Here is a 17,042-nt window from a genome sequence, read left to right as displayed (position 1 = left end):
CGTCGTACTCGGTCTCGCACACCGCGAGCGGGCCGCCGCAGCGACCGCCGGGACGGTCGAAACGGTGACGCCTCGATGCAGCAAAGCCCACGCGGTCGTGCAGCCTCGGTCCCGCGGCGAATCCGCCGCCCCCACCGGTCCGCGGGGGTGGCGCAACCACGCGGCCGTCGTCCGGGTCCCGGACCGCCCGGAGGACGGCGTCCGCGGTGACGTCGACGTCCCGGAGGTCGATTGCGCGGCCGCAGCGCTCGACGCCACCGAAGCGGACCCTCATAGCTCCGCGTCGTTCATCGCGTCCGGGTCGGGGTGCGTCGTCCCCGTGGCGAACTTCGCGTACGGCGTGCTCCGTGCGTCCCGAGTCTCGTAGGCCGACGCGGCCGTCCGCACGCGATCGGGAACGTCGCTGAACTCGTTCAGCGGTTCGGTCCGCTCGAGTTGCACGTCGCCGCCGTGCTTCTCCCGGAGGCGCAGCGCGTGGAACGCGCCGAGTTCGGTCTCCGCGAACAGCGCTGCGCGCCCGAACCGCCGGACGACGCAGTCCTCGTGGGTGGTACAGACGTTGCGGAGCGTCTGTCGGGCGGCCTGCGAGTACGTCACGACCAGCAGCACTACTCGGACCTTCGAACGAAACTTAAAATTACTTTCGGAACGGCGGAATCAAACTAGCCGTTCGACGCCGAACTCGGGGTCGCCGTCGACCCGCTCGGCAACCCGCTCCCGGGCGGCGTCCTCCGACTCCGCGACCACCACGACGCCCTCCACGCGCGGGTCGCCGGTCGCCCGGAACGCGGCGCCGTCGTCCTCGAACTCCGTCGCGTACGTCCGCAGCACGCCGAGCACGCGGTCCTCGACGTCCCCGAGGCTGGCGTCGCCGTCCTCGAAGTCCGCGAGCGCGTCCTCGACGTTCCGGAGCGCGGAGATTCGGTCCATCAGATGCTGCGGAGGTGGTCCTTGTTCGGCTGGTAGAGTTCGCCCTTCTCCTTGAGTTTGTCAATCTCGTGGCGGGCCTTGTCGGCGTCCATCCCGACCTCCTCAGCGCGGTCCAGGACTTCCTCGACGGGCGCGCCCTCGTCGAACTCGTCCTCGATCTCCTTGATGATCGCCTTCACGTTCTTCACGCGGTCGCGCTGGGTCTTCGACCGGCCGGTCTCCACGACGTCCGCGTCGTACTCGCCGGTCTCGGGGTCGACGCCGATGTCCTGCAGGCACGACCGCACGATGGAGATGACGCGCTCGGCGTCCGCGACTTCCACCGTGTCCGAGAGCCGAACCCGCGCTGACGCCTCCGCGAGCCGAACGAGCGCTTCGAGCTGGCGGGCGGTCACCGGCACCGGCGCGTCCTCGCCCTGGCCCTCCGCGCGCAGGTCCACGTAGAACTCCTCGATGGCCTGCTTGGCCTCGTCGGTCATCGTCGGATAGCAGTTCCGCCGCGAGTACGCGATGTACTTCCGGAGCAGGGACGCCTCGATGGCGGGCGCGACTGTGTCCGTCTCGGCGGCCACCTCGTCGGCGGTGTGGTTCGAGTTCGCCAACTGCTCCCGCTGGGTGTTCAGCTCGCCCGCGTAGTTCGTCTGGAGGATGTGCTCGGCGAGCTTCGCGTCCTCCTCGGGGTCGGGTTTGTCGGTCACCGTGAAGATGAGGTCGAACCGCGAGATGAGCGCGGGTTCGAGGTCGATCTGTTCGCCGATGGGTTCGTACTGGTCGAAGCGCCCGTACTTCGGGTTCGCCGCGCCCAGCAGTGAACACCTGGCTTTCAGCGTCGCGTTGATGCCGGCCTTCGAGATGCTGATTTTCTGTTGTTCGAGCGCCTCGTGCATCGCGGAGCGGTCGTCCGCGGCCATCTTGTCCAGTTCGTCCACCGCCGCGACGCCCTGGTCGGCCAGGACCAGCGCACCTGCCTCGAGCGTCCACTGCTGGCCGTCCCCGAAGTCGTCGCGCACCGCCGCCGCAGTGAGGCCCGCACTCGACGACCCCTTCCCGGACGTGTAGACGGACCGCGGCGCGATATTTTGGACGTATGAAATTAAGGCGGACTTACCAGTGCCCGGGTCCCCGATGAGTAGCATGTGGAGGTCGCCGCGGATGCGGGACTCGTCGGGGAGGTGTTTCGTGACCCCGGAGAACAACTGCAGGATCATCGCGAGTTTGGCCTCCCGGTGGCCGTAGATAGACGGCGCCATCGAGTCGACCATCTGCTCGTAGAGGTTCTCGCGCTCCGAGATCTCGACGATCTGCTGTTTGTCCTCCTCCGTGATGTTCATCTCCTCGAACTCCTCGTCCTCGATGACGACCGACAGCCCCTCCATGTAGAGGTCGAAGACGGGGGATTCGTCGCTGCCCTCGCTCTGGTCGAGGCGGAGCACGCCGGAGACGGTGACGTGGTCGCCCGGCGTGACCTCGCCCGTGATGTCGTCGGTGATGTGGACGTCGATGCTCTGCGGGGTCTCGCCGCCCGCCAGTCCCTCCGGTGACTCCTGGATGCGGAGCTTCTGGGAGTCCACGAACTCCGAGCGCTCGGGGTCGAGTTTGAACGGCCCCTGGCGCTCGCAGCTCTCGCACTGGTAGGGCTCCTGGAAGCCCGCGTCGCCCTGCGGGACTTCGGTCTCCGCGCCGCAGCGCTGGCAGACGAAGACGGCGCGCTCGATCTTCGGACGGACGTCCGTGGCCTTCCGCACCATGCCCTGGACGCTGACCAGGGAGTTGAGGTGTTCGGCCCGGATCGCCCGGATTTCGGTGGATTCCTCCAGACCGTAGACGCGCACGTGCGCCTGTCCGAGGCTGACGTCCACGGGGAGGTCGTAGAGCCGGAGGGCTTCCTCGGCGGCTTCCTTGAGGTCGTCGGGGTGGTTGATGAAGTCGTCGGCTAGGTCGGGGTCCATCTGGTAGAGGTCCCGCCAGTCGAGGTGCAGCGACTTCGACTCGCGGGGGTACTTCCGCGCGAGCTCCGCGACGTCGTCGCTGTAGTACCGGCGGTAGAACTCCTCGAACCTGTCGACGAGTTCCTGGTTTGCGGCCTGCGCCATTCTGTCCACGGAGAGTAGCGCGGCCTCGCCTATGAAGGTTCGCAAAGGTGGGAGGACGTCGTCGCTGGCCCGCCCGGAACAGCTATGGAACCCGGCTTTGAAAACGGGGTAACTCCGGTGCTCCGATGACCGAACTGCTCTTCGCCAGCTACGTCGCGGTGTTCGGCGTGTCGGCTGCCGCGTGCTTCGCGGGGTTGACGCGCGTCGGCCACGTCGAGGACCCGGACACGCGGCGCGGACTCACGGCCCTCCTGATCGCCAGCGGTGTGTGGGCGGCCGCACAGGTCGGGTTCCTCGTGCTCCCGTCCGAGCGGCTACAGGTCGCCGTCTACGCCGTCGGCCTGGTCTTCGGCCTCGCAACCGTCGGCGCCTGGCTGTACTTCTGTTCGGCGTACACGGGCCGCAGTCTGCACCGGAACTCGCTCCTGCGGCGCATCGCGGTCGGCGCGTACCTCGCGGTCGTCGCGCTGAAAGTGACGAACCCGATGCACGGGTTGTACTTCGCGACCCAGCCCGCGACGACCCCGTTCCCGCACCTGGCCGTCGAACACCAGGTCGTGCACTGGCTCGTAATGGGGCTGGCGTACCTGCTCGCGGGCATCGGCTACTTCGTGTTGTTCGAGTTCCTCGCGAAGACCGGCGCCGACACGAAGCCGCTGCTCGCGCTCGTCGGCGTCACCGGGCTGCCCGTGCTGGCGGACGTCGTCGGCGGATCGACGACGTTCCTGCTGGAGATCACCTACGAGTCGGTCGGCGTCGCGGCGTTCGCAGTGGGCGTCCTGTTCGTCTACCTCGAGTTGTTCCAGCGCGTCCAGCTCGCCGGCGACGCCGACGACGCCGTCGTCTTCCTCACGGACGACGACCACGTCCGGGACGCCAACGCGGAGGCCGTGACGCTGTTCCCGGCGCTCGCTGGCGCGACCGGCCGCCCGCTCGCCGACGTGGTACCCGCGGCCGCCGACGCGCTCGACAGCGGCGAGGTCCTCGAACGCGAGATGGGCGACGACCGTCGCTTCCTCCGGGTCGACACGACGCCGTTCACGTACGGCGGGACGCGCGTCGGCCGGATGGTCGTGGTGTCGGACGTCACCACCGAGGAGCGCCACCGCCGGGAGATCGAACGCCAGAACGAGCGCCTCGACCGGTTCGCCAGCGTGGTGAGCCACGACCTGCGGAACCCGCTGAACGTCGCAACCGGCCGCCTCGAACTGGAACGCGAGCAGCGCGACAGCGAACATCTCGCGGCCGTCGCGCGCGCACTCGACCGCATGGACGACCTCATCACTGGCGTGCTGTTGCTCGCGCGGGAAGGCGCGGACATCGGCGACCAGACTCGCCTCTCGTTGCGCGCGCTCGCCGAGCACGCCTGGGACTCCGTCGCCGCCGATGGCTCGACACTCGTCGTCGACGACGACGTGTCGTTCGTCGGCGACGAGGACCGCGTCGTCCAGGTGTTAGAGAACCTCTTCCGGAACGCTGTCGAACACGGTTCGAGGACCGCTGACTCGCAGGCTCCCCGGGACGCCGCGGAGCGCGGCCGCCCGGACGTCACCGTTCGCGTCGGCGCCCTCCCGGACGCCAGCGGATTCTACGTCGAGGACGACGGCGCTGGAATCCCGGCCCCGGACCGCGACGACGTCTTCGACGTCGGGTGGTCGTCGTCGGAGAGCACCGGCATCGGGCTGGCGATCATTCACACCATCGCGGACGCTCACGGCTGGACAATCGACGTCACCGAAGCCGTCTTCGACGAGGACGACCAGCCGGGCGCGCGCTTCGAGATCCGCGACGTCGAACTCGCGGAGAACGCGACGCCGGCCGCAGACGAAGCGTAACCTCCGACCCGCTCCCGCGCAGTCGTTCGGGAAGATTCATTCGCCTCCGCGACCTCGATCCGGTGTGCCCGAGACGCTGGACACCCAGGTGCTTGCCGTCGTGGACCCCGAAGCGGTCGCCGACCACGACCTCACGCCGGAACTCCGGGACCTCGCCGACGCCCGCTACGTGCTCGTCTGCCGGAAGGGCGGCGCGCCGTCCTGGCCCGAACGCATCAAGTCGTTCCTCCTGCGGCGCCCGATCGAGGCGATTACGCTGGTCGCGGATTCGGCGCCCGAGGAGGGAGCGGAGGTCACCGCCGTCGCCGAAGCGACCGACATGCCGGGCGTCTACGACGTCACGCGATTCGAATAACTGGCGGGGTGGCCGCCCAGCGGCCCGGAACGCGCGGACGGCGACTGTCGCCGCCGTCAGTTCCGCGCCGGGGCGCCCGGCCGCGGCCACTGCTCGTCGAACTCGTAGTCCTCCGCCCAGTTGATGCTGGGCTGTTCGACGTCCGGTTCGGCGACGCGGAGACGCATGTTCGAGGCGACGTCGTCCTCGTCGACTAGATACATCGCCTCCAGGTCGTGGCAGTAGACGAGGAAGTAATCGACGTCCTCCTCGTACTGGTCGTGGACGTTCCCGCGTGAGTTTGTGTGCACCGAGTAACCCCTGAACTCGACTGTCTCGCCGTCGAATAGCCCCGTCTTCACCTGTAACCGGTAGAACGAGCCGGACGCCTCGGCAACGAGGTCGTACCGCTCGCTATCCCCGAACGGGACCACAACGGGTACGCCCCGCCGCTTCAATTCCGCGATGGCCACGGCCTCCGTTAACTCTCCTTTCCGATGCGTCTCCATACACGAACCCGGCCGCGAGACTATATTGTCTTTATTGACTATTTCTCCAGCACAGTTGGGCTGTTTGGTGGTCGCGTCCGTCCTGGAGTTAGCTCGTCGGTTCGAGAAATCAGCCGTGAGAGAGTGGGACCGCCCGGATTTGAACCGGGGTTATCGGCACCCAAGGCCGAAAGGATACCAAGCTACCCCACGGTCCCGTACCCCATCGTACCGCCGCGTGCGGCCTAAGGGTTTCGTTCCCGGGTGGGGTGGCGGCGGCCGTGACCGCCACAACGATTTTCGCAGTGGGTGTGTTTCGGGTAGATATGGCGACGACACTGGAGATCGGGCTGGCGTTGCTGGTGCTGGCGGCGCTGTTCGGCGCGTACCGCGTGATTCGCGCGGTGAAGCCGTTCATCGTGAACGCCGTCGTGGGGCTGGTGGTCATCCTGCTGGCCCAGGCGCTGGGTGCGGACGTGGCGGTGACGCCGCTGGCGTTGTTGATCGTCGCGGTCGGCGGGTTGCCGGGCGCGATACTGGTCGTGTTGCTGGCGATGCTGGGAATCGCGTTCGCGCCGGCGGTGTTGCTCCCGCTGGGTGTGGTCTGAGGGGGTGCGTTTCGGGAATGGATCCGGTACGTCGAACCATCGGCGGTGGTGTCGCGGGGACGATCGTGCTGTCCGTCGTGCTGGTGATCGCGGAGGTGGAGGCGCGGTTCCAGCTCGGAATCGGGGGGACGATCTCGCGGTACGCGGGCGTCCCCGACCAGCCGGCGCTGGGGCTGCTGGTGTTCCTGGTCGCGGGGATGGTGGTGTTTCCGCTGGTGTTCCTGGCGCTCGAGGACTACCTGACGCGATTGCCGGGCGGCCGCGACCCCGCAATCCGGGGGATGGCGTTCAGTCTCCCGCTGTGGGTGGTGTACGTCGCTGTCGCGTCGCCGGACCTGCCCTCGCTGCGGGGTGCACTCCACCTCTCGTTCACGCTGTTCGCGCACCTCCTCTACGGGTTCACGCTCGGGGCCGTCTACCACTCGCTGCGGGACGTGTAGCGCCGCAGCCCGCTTGCGCGCGGTCCAGTCGGCCGCCCGTCGTCCTTGGGAGCGCGGTAGCGGTTAGTCCTCGCGGAACGGGAGTTCGTCCCACTCGGCGGTGCGGCGGTCGCCGTGGTCGCGGAGGTTCCAGGGGTCGTCGGTGGTGACGGGGTCGCCCATGCGGTAGGACTGCACGAGATTGAACAGCCAGACGGCGACGCCGAGGGCGATGAGAACGGCGCCCAGGGTCGCGACCTGCTGGAGCGGCGCGAACTCCGCGGGGTAGGCGGCGTACCGGCGCGGGAGGCCGTCGTTGCCCATGATCATCATCGCGCCGAACGCGAGCGTGATCCCGACCGTGGTGAGGGTGAAGTGGGCGACCGAGAGCGCGTGGTTGGTGTGCCGGCCGACGACGAGGGGGTACCAGTAGTAGACCGCCGCGAAGACGGCGTAGGAGATGAGTCCCATGATGATGAAGTGGAAGTGGCCGACGACGTAGTAGGTGTCGTGGAGCAGGAGGTCGATGGGGATGGCGGCGAGGAAGACGCCGGTGACGCCGCCGACGATGAAGGTGCCGACGCCGCCGATGCAGAACAGCATCGGGGCGGTGAGCCGGACGGTCCCGTGGTACATCGTCGTGATCCAGTTGAAGACTTTGACCGCGGAGGGCACCGCGATGGCGATGGAGACGGCCATGAACGACGCCTGGAGGCGTGGGTCGATGCCCGTGGTGAACATGTGGTGGGCCCAGACGCCGAACGAGAGGACGCCGATGGCGAGCGTGGAGTAGACGACGAACTTGAATCCGAACAGCTTCCGGCCCGCGAACTTCGGCAGGATGAGTGAGACGAGCCCCATCGGCGGCAACACGAGGATGTAGACCTCGGGGTGGCCGAAGAACCAGAACAGGTGCTGCCAGAGGATTGGCGTGCCGCCGGCGACGGCGAAGAACGTGGTGCCGAAGGTGCGGTCCAGCAGGAGCATGAGGAGCGCGCTCCCGAGCAGCGGGAACGCGAACAGGATGAGGCCGGCCTGCGTGAGCATCGCCCACGAGAAGATGTCGAGGTCGCGCCACGGGACGTCGCGTTCGACGAAGATTGTGACGATGAAGTTGATGGCGGCCATCAAGGCGGACAGTCCGGAGAGGTGGAGGCCGAGCAGGACGACGCTCACCGTCGGGAGTTCGAGGCTGGTGGACAGCGGCGTGTAGAACGTCCAGCCGGTGGCTGGCGGGGCGAGCGAGAGGAGCTGCTCCCCGAGGCCCGCGAGGCCGCCGCCGACGAGGGCGTGCCCGAGCATGTCCGTGAGGAGGCCGGCCCGCAGTAACACGAGCGAGGGGACGAGCAGCCAGAATGCGATGGCGTTGATGCGCGGGAACGCCATGTCGTCGGCGCCGATGAGGAGCGGGAGGACGTAGTTCCCGAAGCCGGCCAGCACCGGCGTCCCGAACAGGAACAGCATCGTGAGGCCGTGCATCGTGAACAGCGCGTTGTAGGTGTGGGCGTCCCAGACGGTGACGCTGGGGACGAACAGCTCCGTCCGCATCATCATCGCGTCGGTGCCGCCCCAGAGGAACGCGACGGTCGCGAACGCGAGGTACAGCAGCCCGATGTCCTTGTGGTCGAGGGTGGTCAGCCAGCGCGTCAGGCCGCCGGTCTTGTGCGCGCTCGACGTCCCGAGCAACCACCCGGAGGCGGCCGGCGAGCCGCCGTCGGCGAGCTCGGGGGGCGCTCCCGCGTCGCGTCCGTCGCGGGGCTCGTCGGGCGCTCCGGGGTCTCCGCCGTCAGCACGAGCGGCCACCGCCGGCTCGGTGGTCGCTCGGCTGGTCGCGCTCGCGTCGACCTGGGGCTGGGCACGCCACGCAACCCAGAGGACGGTAGCCGCACCAGCGACAGACAGTACGAGCAGTACGGCCGCACGGACCGAACCCATGGGTAACGGGTTCGCTGGCATTCGATTAAAATCGAATGGCAGATTGGACCGGCCCGGCTGACCGCGTCCTATCGGGGCGCCGCTGGGTGACTCTGCGTCGAGCGCCGACAGCGTCAGCTCCCGGGCCGGTTTCGCGGAACCACAGCCGGTTCGCGGAAACAGAGCCAGCTCGCGGAACCACAGCCAATTCGCCGGCGCGGCGTCAGTACTCGTCGTCGCGCAGTTCGAGGTCCGCGACGATGCCGTAGGGGTCTTTGCCCTTCCGGACGCCGTCCAGGATCATGAACGCGGCTTTCGGGTCGAGGAAGTGCGTCGTCACCGCGCGGCCCAGTTCGGTCGGGACGAGGCCGTCGATGAACTCGTACTCCACGAGCTTCCCGAGCGCGTGCTTCGTCGGCACGTCGCCGAGCATGCGGTCGTTCAGTCGCTTCGCGGCGGTGCCGCCGACGGTGACGTTCGCCAGCGTCTCCTCGACGGCGGCGGTCTCGTCGTAGTGCGTGACGACGTTCTCCATCTCGCCCTTGAGGAGTTTGAACGCGACCTCCTCCTCGCTGCCCTCCATCGAGGCGTGGTAGGACGCGTCCGGCTCGACGAGCATGTACATCTTCCCGCGGTCGTGGTAGTCGGGTCGGCCGGCGCGGCCGAGCATCTGCTCGAACTCCTGGACGGAGAGCCACTCGATGCCCATCGCGAGCGTGTCGAAGATGACCTGGGAGGCCGGGAAGTCGACGCCCGCCGCGAGCGCCGCCGTCGTCACGACGGCCGCGAGGTCCTGGTTGCCGAACCGTCGCTCGACGGACTTGCGCTCGCCGTAGTCCAGGCCCGCGTGGTAGGCCGCCGACGGGTAGTCCAGCTTCCGCGAAATCTCGTGGCAGCGCCGCCGCGAGTTCGTGAAGATGATGGTCTGGCCCTTGTAGCCCTTCGAGGACTCCTGGTCGAACTCCCGACGCACGAGCTTGTTCTCGATGTCGGGCTTCTCGGGGCCGTCCGCGAACGTCAGGTGGCGCTCGATGGGGATCGGACGCTCCTCGAACTCCACGAGCGTCGCGTTCATTCCGCGCGCGAGCTCGCCCGGATTCCCCACGGTCGCGGAGAGGTACACCCACTGCGCGCCCTGGTAGTCCCGGCGCTGCTTGGCGCGCTCCTCGCAGTAGTACTTCAGCCGCGAGATGAGGCCGTCCAGGCGGTGGCCGCGCTCGTCTTCCTTGAGCGTGTGCACCTCGTCGATGACGACGCTCCCGACGTCGCCGAGGTCCCGACCCGTCCGGAGGGCGTGGTCGATGCCCTCGTACGTGCCGACGATGATGTCCGCGGACGGGTCGAAGGCGTTGCCGTCGTCACGAATCCTCGAAGAGCCGACGCGGATGGTGACGTTCGCGAGGTCCCCGTACTCGTCTTTGAAGTCCTCGTGCTTCTGGTTCGCGAGCGCCACGAGCGGCACGAGGAACAGCATCTTCCCCTTCCCGGAGAGCAGCCGGTGGAGGCCCGCCATTTCGCCGACGAGCGTCTTCCCGGTCGCCGTCGCCGACACCACGAGCTGGTCGTCGCCGTCCAGCAGCCCGTTCTCCACGGCGAGGCTCTGGACCGGCAGCAGTTCGTCGAAGCGACGCTCCAGCAGCTCCTTGACGCCGGGGTGGAGGTCGAGGTCTGCGACCGGCACCGGGTCGATGTCGTCCGTCGTTGCGCTCACTTCGTCGAACTTCGTCAGGTCGGGGTCGAGGTTCCCCTGCAGGAGGCCGGTGATGCGTTCGAGGTTCTGCTCCTCCAGCAGGAGCTCCTCGAGGCGGTCCTGGGCCGCGCCGCTCACGTTCCCGTTGAAGGAGAGCTCGCGCTCCAGCTCCCGGATGGCGCAGTCCTGGCAGATGTACTCGCCGTCCGCTTCGATGGCCGTCTCCGACGTGATCGGCGAGTACCGCCCCTTCCCCGCGCAGTACCGGCAGGTGCGGACGACTTTCGCGTCCTGCTGGTAGGCGTCCAGCAGTTCCCGGAGTTCCTCGCGGCCGCGCCGGGAGGTCTGCTGGCTGATGCGGATGCGGTCGGCGCGACGCGCGATGTCCACGAACTGGTCCGGGCTCCGCGGCTCCTCGCCGCTCCCGTCCTGCACGCGGAACCGGCCGGGACGCGGGCCGGCGTCCCGCTCGGTCACTTCCAACTTCGCGCGGAACAGCCGCTGGTCGCCCCGGCGAGCCGCGACCAGGTACTGGTCGCCGGACTCGTGGAGGAACAACGTATCCACGCGCTGGACCTGCTCAGACACGAATACGGGTACGAGAGCGCGGTATTTCAGGGATTCGACTCTCAATCGCGGCCCGCCGCCGGCCAGCCCCGGCGCGCTCGCATCCCGAGATTTTATTGCGGTCGCTGCCACACGTCGAGTTGTCCTTCTCGGTCGTAGCCGCGGCACTGTCCCGCGGACGGCCGGCCGCCGCCCGAACGCGGCGCTCCCATGACACCGAAACAGTCCGAATCCGACGTGTTGGACAGTCTCCGCGACCACTGCGTACCCCTGGAAACGACCGACCCGGACGCCGACGTCGACCCGGACGCCGACGTCGACCCCCTCGGCGACTTCGCCGACGCGCTCGACGACGTCGACGTCCTCGGCCTCGGCGAAGCGACCCACCGAACCCGGGAGTTCGCGCAGTTCAAACACCGCCTGCTGCACCACCTCGTCGTCGACCGCGGCCTCCGCGTGATCGCGCTGGAAGCGCCGTTCTCGGAGACGCTCGCGCTGCGCGAGTCCGTCCGCGACGGCACCGGCAGCCTCCGCGAGCCGCGTCACCGACCTCGGCCTGTCGATGTACGAGACCGAGGAAGTGCTGGCGTGCGTCGAGTGGCTGCGCGCGTTCAACGACGGCCGCCCGCCCTCGGAGTGCGTCGACGTCTACGGGGTCGACGTGCAGTCCGCGGCCGGCGCCGCGAGCGCGCTCCGCGACTGGCTGACCGCACTCCGGGCGCGTGACGACTCGCCCTCCCCCGCCATCCTCGACGCCGACCTGCTGGACGCCCTCGACGACGCCGCTGACGGCGTCTTCGAGGGCGAGGACGTAGACGAGGACCGCCTCCGTACCGCCGAGCGCGCGGCTGACGCGCTCGCTGAATGGTTCGACAGCGACGACTCGGTCCCCGAGACCGCCCCGCTCGCTCGCCGGCACCTCCGGACGCTTCGCCAGGCCTGTGAGTTCGCGCGCACCGGCCGCGAAGCCGACCGTACCGAGCAGTGGGGCCTCCGCGACCAGTTTATGGCTGAGAACGTCGCGTGGATTCGCGAGCACACGGGCGCCGATGTCGTCGCCGTCTGGGCGCACAACAACCACGTGAAGACGGGCCGACTCGGCGGCGACGGCCACCCCTCGCTGACGATGGGCGAGCACCTCGCGCGACGCTTCGGGGACGGCTACTACGCGCTCGGCGCGCAGTTCGCTCGCGGGACCGCACGCGCGTACGCGCCGGTCGACCCAGAAACCGTCGAAGTCGAGGACGAGGCCGTCGAATTCGACGGGACGACGCTCGCGATGACCGAACTCGACGTACCAGCACCCCCGGCGGACTCGGTCCCCGCGCTGTTCAGTCGCCTCGACGCGGACGGCGCCCTCCTCGACTACCGGTCGCTGCCCGACGACTCGCCGCTCTCGTCGTGGCTCGCCGACGAACGCCCACACCGATTCGTCGCCGGGGTCGTCCACCCGGACGAGGACGATGCGTTCGCGCGCTCGCACCGCTCGGTGGCCGTCTTCGACGGCGCGTTCTTCGTCGAAGCAGCGACTCCCACGACGCCACTGTAGCGGACGCCGCGACCGCAGGCTTACTCCACCAGTTCGATGCAGTCGTCACCGCCGGACCGCAGTCCGGCCCGACGAGCCCTCGGTCCGTGTCGCTCCCGAGGACGCCGTTGGGCGACGACTCACTCGACGAGTTCGATCGAGTCGTCGCCGTTGGGGACGACGCAGATGAACGCCCCCTCCTCGTCGCCGTCGTTCTCGTAGTAGTGGACGGCGCCGGCGGGGATCAGGAGGCTGTCGCCCGCGCTGACGGTGTACTCCTCGCCCTCGATGCCGACCGTGTACTCGCCGCTGAGGACGAACTGTTCGTGTTCGACCTCGTTCGTGTGCTCGGGGACGCTGGCGCCGGCGTCGAGGACGAACCGCCGCATCGCGAAGTGCGGTGCGCCGTCGGATTCGTCCAGCAGAACGCCCTTCCGCATGCCGTCGGCCGCGCCGACGTCCTCGTACTCGATGTCGCTCGCGCGTCGCACGACGTGGGTCGTGGATTCGGCTGTCGTCATGCCCGGACCTTGGGTCGGGTGCGTCTTAGGCGTAGTCGTCGAGACACAGCAGTCGCGGGAACCGGCCGCGCCGGAGTGACCGGATGACCGGTTGCAGGCGTCAGTCGCCGGCGTTCGCCGTTTCGGGTTCCGTCGGGACGTCGTCGCCGCGTTCGGCGACGTGCTCGGCGACCTGCTGGCGGTTGATCTCACCGATGCGGTCGGCGGTGGCGTCCACGAACTCGAAGAGGTCGTCCTGGACGGCGCTGTCGTCGTCGCGGACGGTCGGGCCGTCCATGTCGCCGCTGTCGAAGTCCGGGTGGACGGGGAGCTCGGAGAGGATGGGGACGTCGTAGTCGTCGCTGATTTCGTCGGCGCCGCCGCTGCCGAACGGGTCGTGGACGTCCTCACAGTTCGGGCAGTGGAACGCGGCCATGTTCTCGACGACGCCGAGCACGGGCGCGTCGTGGTCCTCGAAGAGCCGCAGTCCCTTCCGGGCGTCGGCGACGGCCATCTCCTGGGGCGTCGTGACCACAACGACGCCCGCCACGGGCAGCGTCTGCAGGAGGTTCAGGGACGCGTCCCCCGTGCCCGGCGGGAGGTCGACGACGAGGTAGTCGAGGCGACCCCACTCGACCTCGTTGACGAACTTCATCATCACGTTGTTCACCATCGGGCCGCGCATCACGGCGGGTTCGTCGCCGTCCGGCATCATGTGGTCGGTGCTCATCACGCGGACGCCGTCCGAGGCCGGTGGCACGATCTCGTCGTTGGGCGTGACCCCGGGTTCGTTCGCCGTCGGGAGCAGTCGCGGGACGTTCGGCCCGTGGACGTCCGCGTCGAGGATGCCGACGCGCGCGCCGCGGTCGTTCAGGCCCGCCGCGAGGTTCGCGGCGACGGTGGTCTTCCCGACGCCGCCCTTGCCGGACGCGACGGCGACGACGTTCTTCACGTCCGGGAGGACGTCGTCGTCGAAGCCCTCGTCGGCGCCGACGCTCGCGCGCAGGTCGGGTTCGAGGCCGGCGTCCTCGACGACGTCCCGGATGGCGTTCCCGATCTCGATCTCCGTGGGCGCGTACGGCGCGTTGAACGCCAGCGTCACCCGGGCGGCGTCCTCTGTGATGGCGACGTCAGTCACGAGGCCCATGGAGACGATGTCGTCGTCGTTCATCGGGTCCTCGACAGCCGCGAGTCGGTCCGTGAGTTCGGATGCTGTGATCGTCATTGGTTCGTTCTCGTGGGGGTGGCGTCGCGGGACCCCGACGCCTGGGGGTGGTTGGCGGGCGGTGCGGCCGCGTTCAGAAGAACGCGAACTTGATGACCATCGTCGCGACGAACAGGCCGCCCCACAGCGCGGTGGTGAGGCCGGCGAGGTACGTCACGCCGAGCAGCGCGCTCTTCGAGTCGCTGGGTGTCCCGAGGTACCACGCGGCCAGCATCACGTAGATGGGCGCGAGCACGATGCCGAAGATGAGGTACGTGCCCGGGCCGACGAACGGCAGCGTGTAGGGCGCGGATGCGAGCGGCAACATCAGTCGCGCACCTCCTCGTGGTCGTCCTCGATGGCGTGTAGTTCCACCACCGGAATCACCTTCGAGACGACGAGGAAGAACAACACGACGATGCCGACCGTCCCCAGCACCGACGACAGTTCGACGGCCGACGGGACGTAGACGCCGGGGACGCCGTCGTACAGCTGGAAGTGCGCGTGCTGGAGACCCTCGACGACGAACAGCGTCTTCTCGACGAGCGTGCCGACGAGCACGAGCACGGACACCGCGACGATGCGCGGAATCGTGAACAGCGACGACTTCAGCGCGGCCGCGAAGATGTAGGCTTCAGCGGCGATCACGAGGCCGATGGCGACCCAGTAGATCGGCGTCGCGATCTTCACCTCGGTGGCGTGCTGGAGCGTCGTCGGAGCCGCGAAGATGCCGGTGATGACCTGCTGGAGCTGGAGCCACAGGAACAGCAGCCCGAAGAAGCCCAGCCACTTCGAGAGCCCGTAGAAGACGGGCTTCGGGATGAGTTCCGCCCAGCCGTACGCGTACCGGAACGCCGCGGCGATGATGATGATGCCGCTGACCGCGGACGTGAGCGCGATGGAGAGGAACGACGGCCCCTGGACGCCGCCAGCCCAGCCGGCCATCGACGGCAGCAAGGCGAACAGCCACGGGATGACCCCGCCGTGCAGGAGCAGCGGCGCCATGATGATGATGGCGAACGCGAGCCACCAGACCATCCGCTCGACCACTTTGTCCTCCGTCTCGCTGTAGCCGATCATCAGCGCCTTGTAGAGGGGTTCGAGGCGGTCCGGGAGCCGGTCGCGCAGCCGGTGGATGTCGTAGCGAATCGTCAACAGCAGGTAGGTCGCCGTCAGCACGAAGTAGGCCGTGATGACGGTGACGTCCCAGACGAGCGGCGACCAGTGGACGCGCCACGGCCACGCCGGCAGCACGCTCGTGACGAGGCGGTCGGGGCGGCCGACGTGGATGAGGATGTAGATGCCGGCGCAGGTCAGCGCGGCGATGGTCAACAGCTCCGCCATGCGCGCGACGGGCTGGTAGGTGTCCATGCCGAGCAGTCGCACCGCGGCCGAGAGGATGATGCCGCCGTGGGCGATGCCGACCCACCAGATGAACGCGCCGATGTACAGCCCCCACGGCACGCCGCCGCCCGACCCCCAGTCCGCGAGGTGGGTGACGATGAGGCCGTGCTGGAGCTGCTGGACGTAGAAGTACAGCCAGACGCCGATGCCCGCCAGCGCCGCGACCAGCGCGACGAGGAAGTACTTCGAGCGGGACTGGATGGGCCGCACGAGCGTCTCACGGTCGACGCCGGTCACGTCGACGCTCACGCCTCTTCACCTCCCTGGTCGTTGGCCATCGCGCCGTTGTCCAGGACTTCCTCCTTGCGGTTCTCGACGATGTCCATGTCCTCGTAGGTCACCGGGCCGTCGACCTGACGGGCGTGCGGGGACGGCTCGTTCCCGATGTAGTGGACGTTCGGGTCGGTGCCCCGTTCCTCCATGAGCTTGAAGGTGGAGACGGTGTGCTCCTTGCGGTTCTTGAACGTCATGTCGTTGCCCTGGCTGTCGCGGTACTCGCGGAGGTGCTGGTTGGGCGCGCTCTCCGGGTCGTTCATGTCGCCAAAGTGGATTGCGTCCATCGCGCACGCGTCCTCGCAGGCGGTCGTGCCGATTCGCTCCTCGCCCATCTGGCCGTCCTGGCGGTCGACGCAGAACGTGCACTTGCCCATCACGCCCTTCGGCGGCCGCGAACCCACCCACTTGCCGCGCTCGTCGTACTGGTGGTCGTCGTCGATTTCGCTGTCCGGGACGTCGGGTTCGCCCCACTGGAAGTAGTTGACGCCGTACGGGCACGACACCTCGCAGTACCGGCAGCCGATGCAGATGTCGTAGTCCGTGAGCACGAGGCCGTCGTCCTCGCGGGTGTGGCGCGCGCCGACCGGACACACCTTCGTACACGGCGAGTCCGTGCAGTGCTGGCACGGCCGGACGAGGAAGTTCTCGTCGTCCTGGTCCTCGTCCTCGTACGTGAACACGTACATCCAGTTCGCGCCGTCGGAGGTGCCGTGTTCCTGGTTGCAGGCGACGACGCACGCCAGACAGCCGTCGCAGTTGTTGAGGTTGATGGTCATCCCGTACCGCGTGCCCTCGTCGGCGTCGCCGTCGCCGGCGGCCGCGGCGCTCTCCTGCCCCGCGGTCGCGAACATGCTGAGCGCCGCGAACGCGGCCCCGCCCTTCTTCATGACTTCGCGGCGGGAGAGGTCGTCGCGGTCCGCCAGCGACGACAGTTTCTCGCTGACGTCGTCGCCCTCGACGCCGTCGAGCAGCCCGGATATCTCGCGGTCGTCCTCGCCGAACTCCGCGAGGACGTCCTCGTGGTACTCGCGGTAGAACTCCGCCTCGCCGAGTTCGCCGGCGGCGACTCGCTGGGCGTCTTTCGCCATCTCGACGCCGAGTTCGGTGTCGTACTCGGTGTCGTCGAGCAGGCGCTCCATGCGTTCGGTCTCGTCGTCGTCGAACGATATGGGGGTGTCCTCGTCTTGCATTCGTAGCTTCCTCCTGGGAACGCCGCGTTCCCGTGCGCGGGCGCTGGGTCCGAGACGACGGC

Annotated in this window: 16 protein-coding genes, 1 tRNA gene and 1 pseudogene; 5 read left to right on the top strand and 13 right to left on the bottom strand. The window is 68.4% G+C overall.

Features of this window, described 5'->3' with window-relative positions; all coding sequences use genetic code 11:
- From GRX66_RS04865 to GRX66_RS04850, 4 genes and pseudogenes are all read right to left on the bottom strand, one after another.
- Positions 1 to 274: pseudogene (locus tag GRX66_RS04865) on the bottom strand (hypothetical protein); the annotation flags it as partial.
- A complete protein-coding gene (locus tag GRX66_RS04860; RefSeq protein ID WP_325063963.1) occupies positions 271 to 609 on the bottom strand; it encodes a DUF7855 family protein in 339 nt (112 codons plus the stop codon). The pseudogene GRX66_RS04865 and the gene GRX66_RS04860, both read right to left, overlap by 4 nt.
- 48 nt (positions 610 to 657) lie before the next feature.
- Complete coding sequence (locus GRX66_RS04855; protein WP_159525519.1) at positions 658 to 930, bottom strand: DUF7854 family protein; 273 nt, start codon at positions 928 to 930, stop codon at positions 658 to 660.
- Entirely contained in the window at positions 930 to 3,023 is a 2,094-nt protein-coding gene (locus GRX66_RS04850; protein WP_159525518.1) for a minichromosome maintenance protein MCM, read from the bottom strand. Before GRX66_RS04850 ends, GRX66_RS04855 begins: the two co-directional genes overlap by 1 nt.
- 125 nt (positions 3,024 to 3,148) lie before the next feature.
- Here GRX66_RS04850 and GRX66_RS04845 point away from each other — a divergent pair, with 125 nt between their 5' ends.
- Entirely contained in the window at positions 3,149 to 4,858 is a 1,710-nt protein-coding gene (locus tag GRX66_RS04845) for a sensor histidine kinase (RefSeq protein WP_159525517.1), read from the top strand.
- Between the two features lie 64 nt (positions 4,859 to 4,922).
- Positions 4,923 to 5,213 carry a DUF7526 family protein gene (locus tag GRX66_RS04840; RefSeq protein ID WP_325063962.1) on the top strand — a complete coding sequence of 97 codons (291 nt, stop codon included), beginning with the start codon at positions 4,923 to 4,925 and terminating at the stop codon, positions 5,211 to 5,213.
- A 56-nt stretch (positions 5,214 to 5,269) separates the two neighbouring features.
- Here the strand turns inward: GRX66_RS04840 and GRX66_RS04835 are convergent, their stop codons facing one another.
- Both GRX66_RS04835 and GRX66_RS04830 read right to left on the bottom strand, forming a co-directional pair.
- The gene (locus GRX66_RS04835; protein WP_159525516.1) at positions 5,270 to 5,701 is read right to left on the bottom strand and encodes a group I intron-associated PD-(D/E)XK endonuclease; all 432 of its coding nucleotides are present in this window, start codon (positions 5,699 to 5,701) and stop codon (positions 5,270 to 5,272) included.
- A 124-nt stretch (positions 5,702 to 5,825) separates the two neighbouring features.
- Positions 5,826 to 5,898, bottom strand: a tRNA-Pro gene (locus GRX66_RS04830).
- A 108-nt stretch (positions 5,899 to 6,006) separates the two neighbouring features.
- On the opposite strand from GRX66_RS04830, the gene GRX66_RS04825 reads away from it, so the two are divergent.
- Both GRX66_RS04825 and GRX66_RS04820 read left to right on the top strand, forming a co-directional pair.
- A complete protein-coding gene (locus tag GRX66_RS04825; protein WP_159525515.1) occupies positions 6,007 to 6,288 on the top strand; it encodes a pro-sigmaK processing inhibitor BofA family protein in 282 nt (93 codons plus the stop codon).
- A 17-nt stretch (positions 6,289 to 6,305) separates the two neighbouring features.
- Positions 6,306 to 6,728 (top strand): DUF6789 family protein, encoded by a 423-nt coding sequence (locus GRX66_RS04820; RefSeq protein ID WP_159525514.1) that lies wholly within the window; start codon positions 6,306 to 6,308, stop codon positions 6,726 to 6,728.
- Positions 6,729 to 6,791: 63 nt separating this feature from the next.
- Here GRX66_RS04820 and GRX66_RS04815 read toward each other — a convergent pair whose 3' ends face one another.
- Positions 6,792 to 8,642 carry a cbb3-type cytochrome c oxidase subunit I gene (locus GRX66_RS04815; protein WP_159525513.1) on the bottom strand — a complete coding sequence of 617 codons (1,851 nt, stop codon included), beginning with the start codon at positions 8,640 to 8,642 and terminating at the stop codon, positions 6,792 to 6,794.
- A gap of 202 nt (positions 8,643 to 8,844) precedes the next feature.
- Positions 8,845 to 10,899 carry a DEAD/DEAH box helicase gene (locus GRX66_RS04810; protein WP_325063961.1) on the bottom strand — a complete coding sequence of 685 codons (2,055 nt, stop codon included), beginning with the start codon at positions 10,897 to 10,899 and terminating at the stop codon, positions 8,845 to 8,847.
- A gap of 541 nt (positions 10,900 to 11,440) precedes the next feature.
- On the opposite strand from GRX66_RS04810, the gene GRX66_RS04805 reads away from it, so the two are divergent.
- Positions 11,441 to 12,427: an erythromycin esterase family protein gene (locus GRX66_RS04805; protein WP_159525512.1), complete on the top strand. Its 987-nt coding sequence runs from the start codon at positions 11,441 to 11,443 to the stop codon at positions 12,425 to 12,427.
- Positions 12,428 to 12,546: 119 nt separating this feature from the next.
- Here GRX66_RS04805 and GRX66_RS04800 read toward each other — a convergent pair whose 3' ends face one another.
- The 5 genes from GRX66_RS04800 to GRX66_RS04780 form a co-directional block, all read right to left on the bottom strand.
- Complete coding sequence (locus GRX66_RS04800; protein WP_159525511.1) at positions 12,547 to 12,927, bottom strand: cupin domain-containing protein; 381 nt, start codon at positions 12,925 to 12,927, stop codon at positions 12,547 to 12,549.
- A gap of 100 nt (positions 12,928 to 13,027) precedes the next feature.
- Positions 13,028 to 14,131, bottom strand: a complete 1,104-nt coding sequence (locus GRX66_RS04795) for an Mrp/NBP35 family ATP-binding protein (protein WP_159525510.1) — start codon at positions 14,129 to 14,131, stop codon at positions 13,028 to 13,030.
- A gap of 73 nt (positions 14,132 to 14,204) precedes the next feature.
- Positions 14,205 to 14,438 carry a hypothetical protein gene (locus tag GRX66_RS04790; RefSeq protein ID WP_159525509.1) on the bottom strand — a complete coding sequence of 78 codons (234 nt, stop codon included), beginning with the start codon at positions 14,436 to 14,438 and terminating at the stop codon, positions 14,205 to 14,207.
- Positions 14,438 to 15,763: an NrfD/PsrC family molybdoenzyme membrane anchor subunit gene (nrfD, locus tag GRX66_RS04785; protein WP_325063960.1), complete on the bottom strand. Its 1,326-nt coding sequence runs from the start codon at positions 15,761 to 15,763 to the stop codon at positions 14,438 to 14,440. Before nrfD ends, GRX66_RS04790 begins: the two co-directional genes overlap by 1 nt.
- Positions 15,760 to 16,980 (bottom strand): 4Fe-4S ferredoxin N-terminal domain-containing protein, encoded by a 1,221-nt coding sequence (locus GRX66_RS04780; protein ID WP_159525508.1) that lies wholly within the window; start codon positions 16,978 to 16,980, stop codon positions 15,760 to 15,762. Before GRX66_RS04780 ends, nrfD begins: the two co-directional genes overlap by 4 nt.
- Between the last annotated feature and the right edge of the window lie 62 nt (positions 16,981 to 17,042).

The sequence above is a fragment of the Halobacterium bonnevillei genome (assembly GCF_009831555.1).
In the GTDB taxonomy this organism is placed as follows: domain Archaea; phylum Halobacteriota; class Halobacteria; order Halobacteriales; family Halobacteriaceae; genus Halobacterium; species Halobacterium bonnevillei.
The sequence above is the reverse complement of the archived record's forward strand: the minus strand, read 5'-3'. Positions and strand labels throughout refer to the sequence as shown.

Bases quoted from the DNA above. Each gene is read 5' to 3' on its own strand.
- GRX66_RS04795 (WP_159525510.1), bottom strand. From the start codon at position 14,131: ATGACGATCACAGCATCCGAACTCACGGACCGACTCGCGGCTGTCGAG.
- GRX66_RS04855 (WP_159525519.1), bottom strand. From the start codon at position 930: ATGGACCGAATCTCCGCGCTCCGGAACGTCGAGGACGCGCTCGCGGAC.
- GRX66_RS04835 (WP_159525516.1), bottom strand. From the start codon at position 5,701: ATGGAGACGCATCGGAAAGGAGAGTTAACGGAGGCCGTGGCCATCGCG.
- GRX66_RS04825 (WP_159525515.1), top strand. From the start codon at position 6,007: ATGGCGACGACACTGGAGATCGGGCTGGCGTTGCTGGTGCTGGCGGCG.
- GRX66_RS04800 (WP_159525511.1), bottom strand. From the start codon at position 12,927: ATGACGACAGCCGAATCCACGACCCACGTCGTGCGACGCGCGAGCGAC.
- GRX66_RS04790 (WP_159525509.1), bottom strand. From the start codon at position 14,438: ATGTTGCCGCTCGCATCCGCGCCCTACACGCTGCCGTTCGTCGGCCCG.
- GRX66_RS04805 (WP_159525512.1), top strand. From the start codon at position 11,441: ATGTACGAGACCGAGGAAGTGCTGGCGTGCGTCGAGTGGCTGCGCGCG.
- GRX66_RS04780 (WP_159525508.1), bottom strand. From the start codon at position 16,980: ATGCAAGACGAGGACACCCCCATATCGTTCGACGACGACGAGACCGAA.
- GRX66_RS04845 (WP_159525517.1), top strand. From the start codon at position 3,149: ATGACCGAACTGCTCTTCGCCAGCTACGTCGCGGTGTTCGGCGTGTCG.
- GRX66_RS04850 (WP_159525518.1), bottom strand. From the start codon at position 3,023: ATGGCGCAGGCCGCAAACCAGGAACTCGTCGACAGGTTCGAGGAGTTC.
- GRX66_RS04815 (WP_159525513.1), bottom strand. From the start codon at position 8,642: ATGGGTTCGGTCCGTGCGGCCGTACTGCTCGTACTGTCTGTCGCTGGT.
- GRX66_RS04820 (WP_159525514.1), top strand. From the start codon at position 6,306: ATGGATCCGGTACGTCGAACCATCGGCGGTGGTGTCGCGGGGACGATC.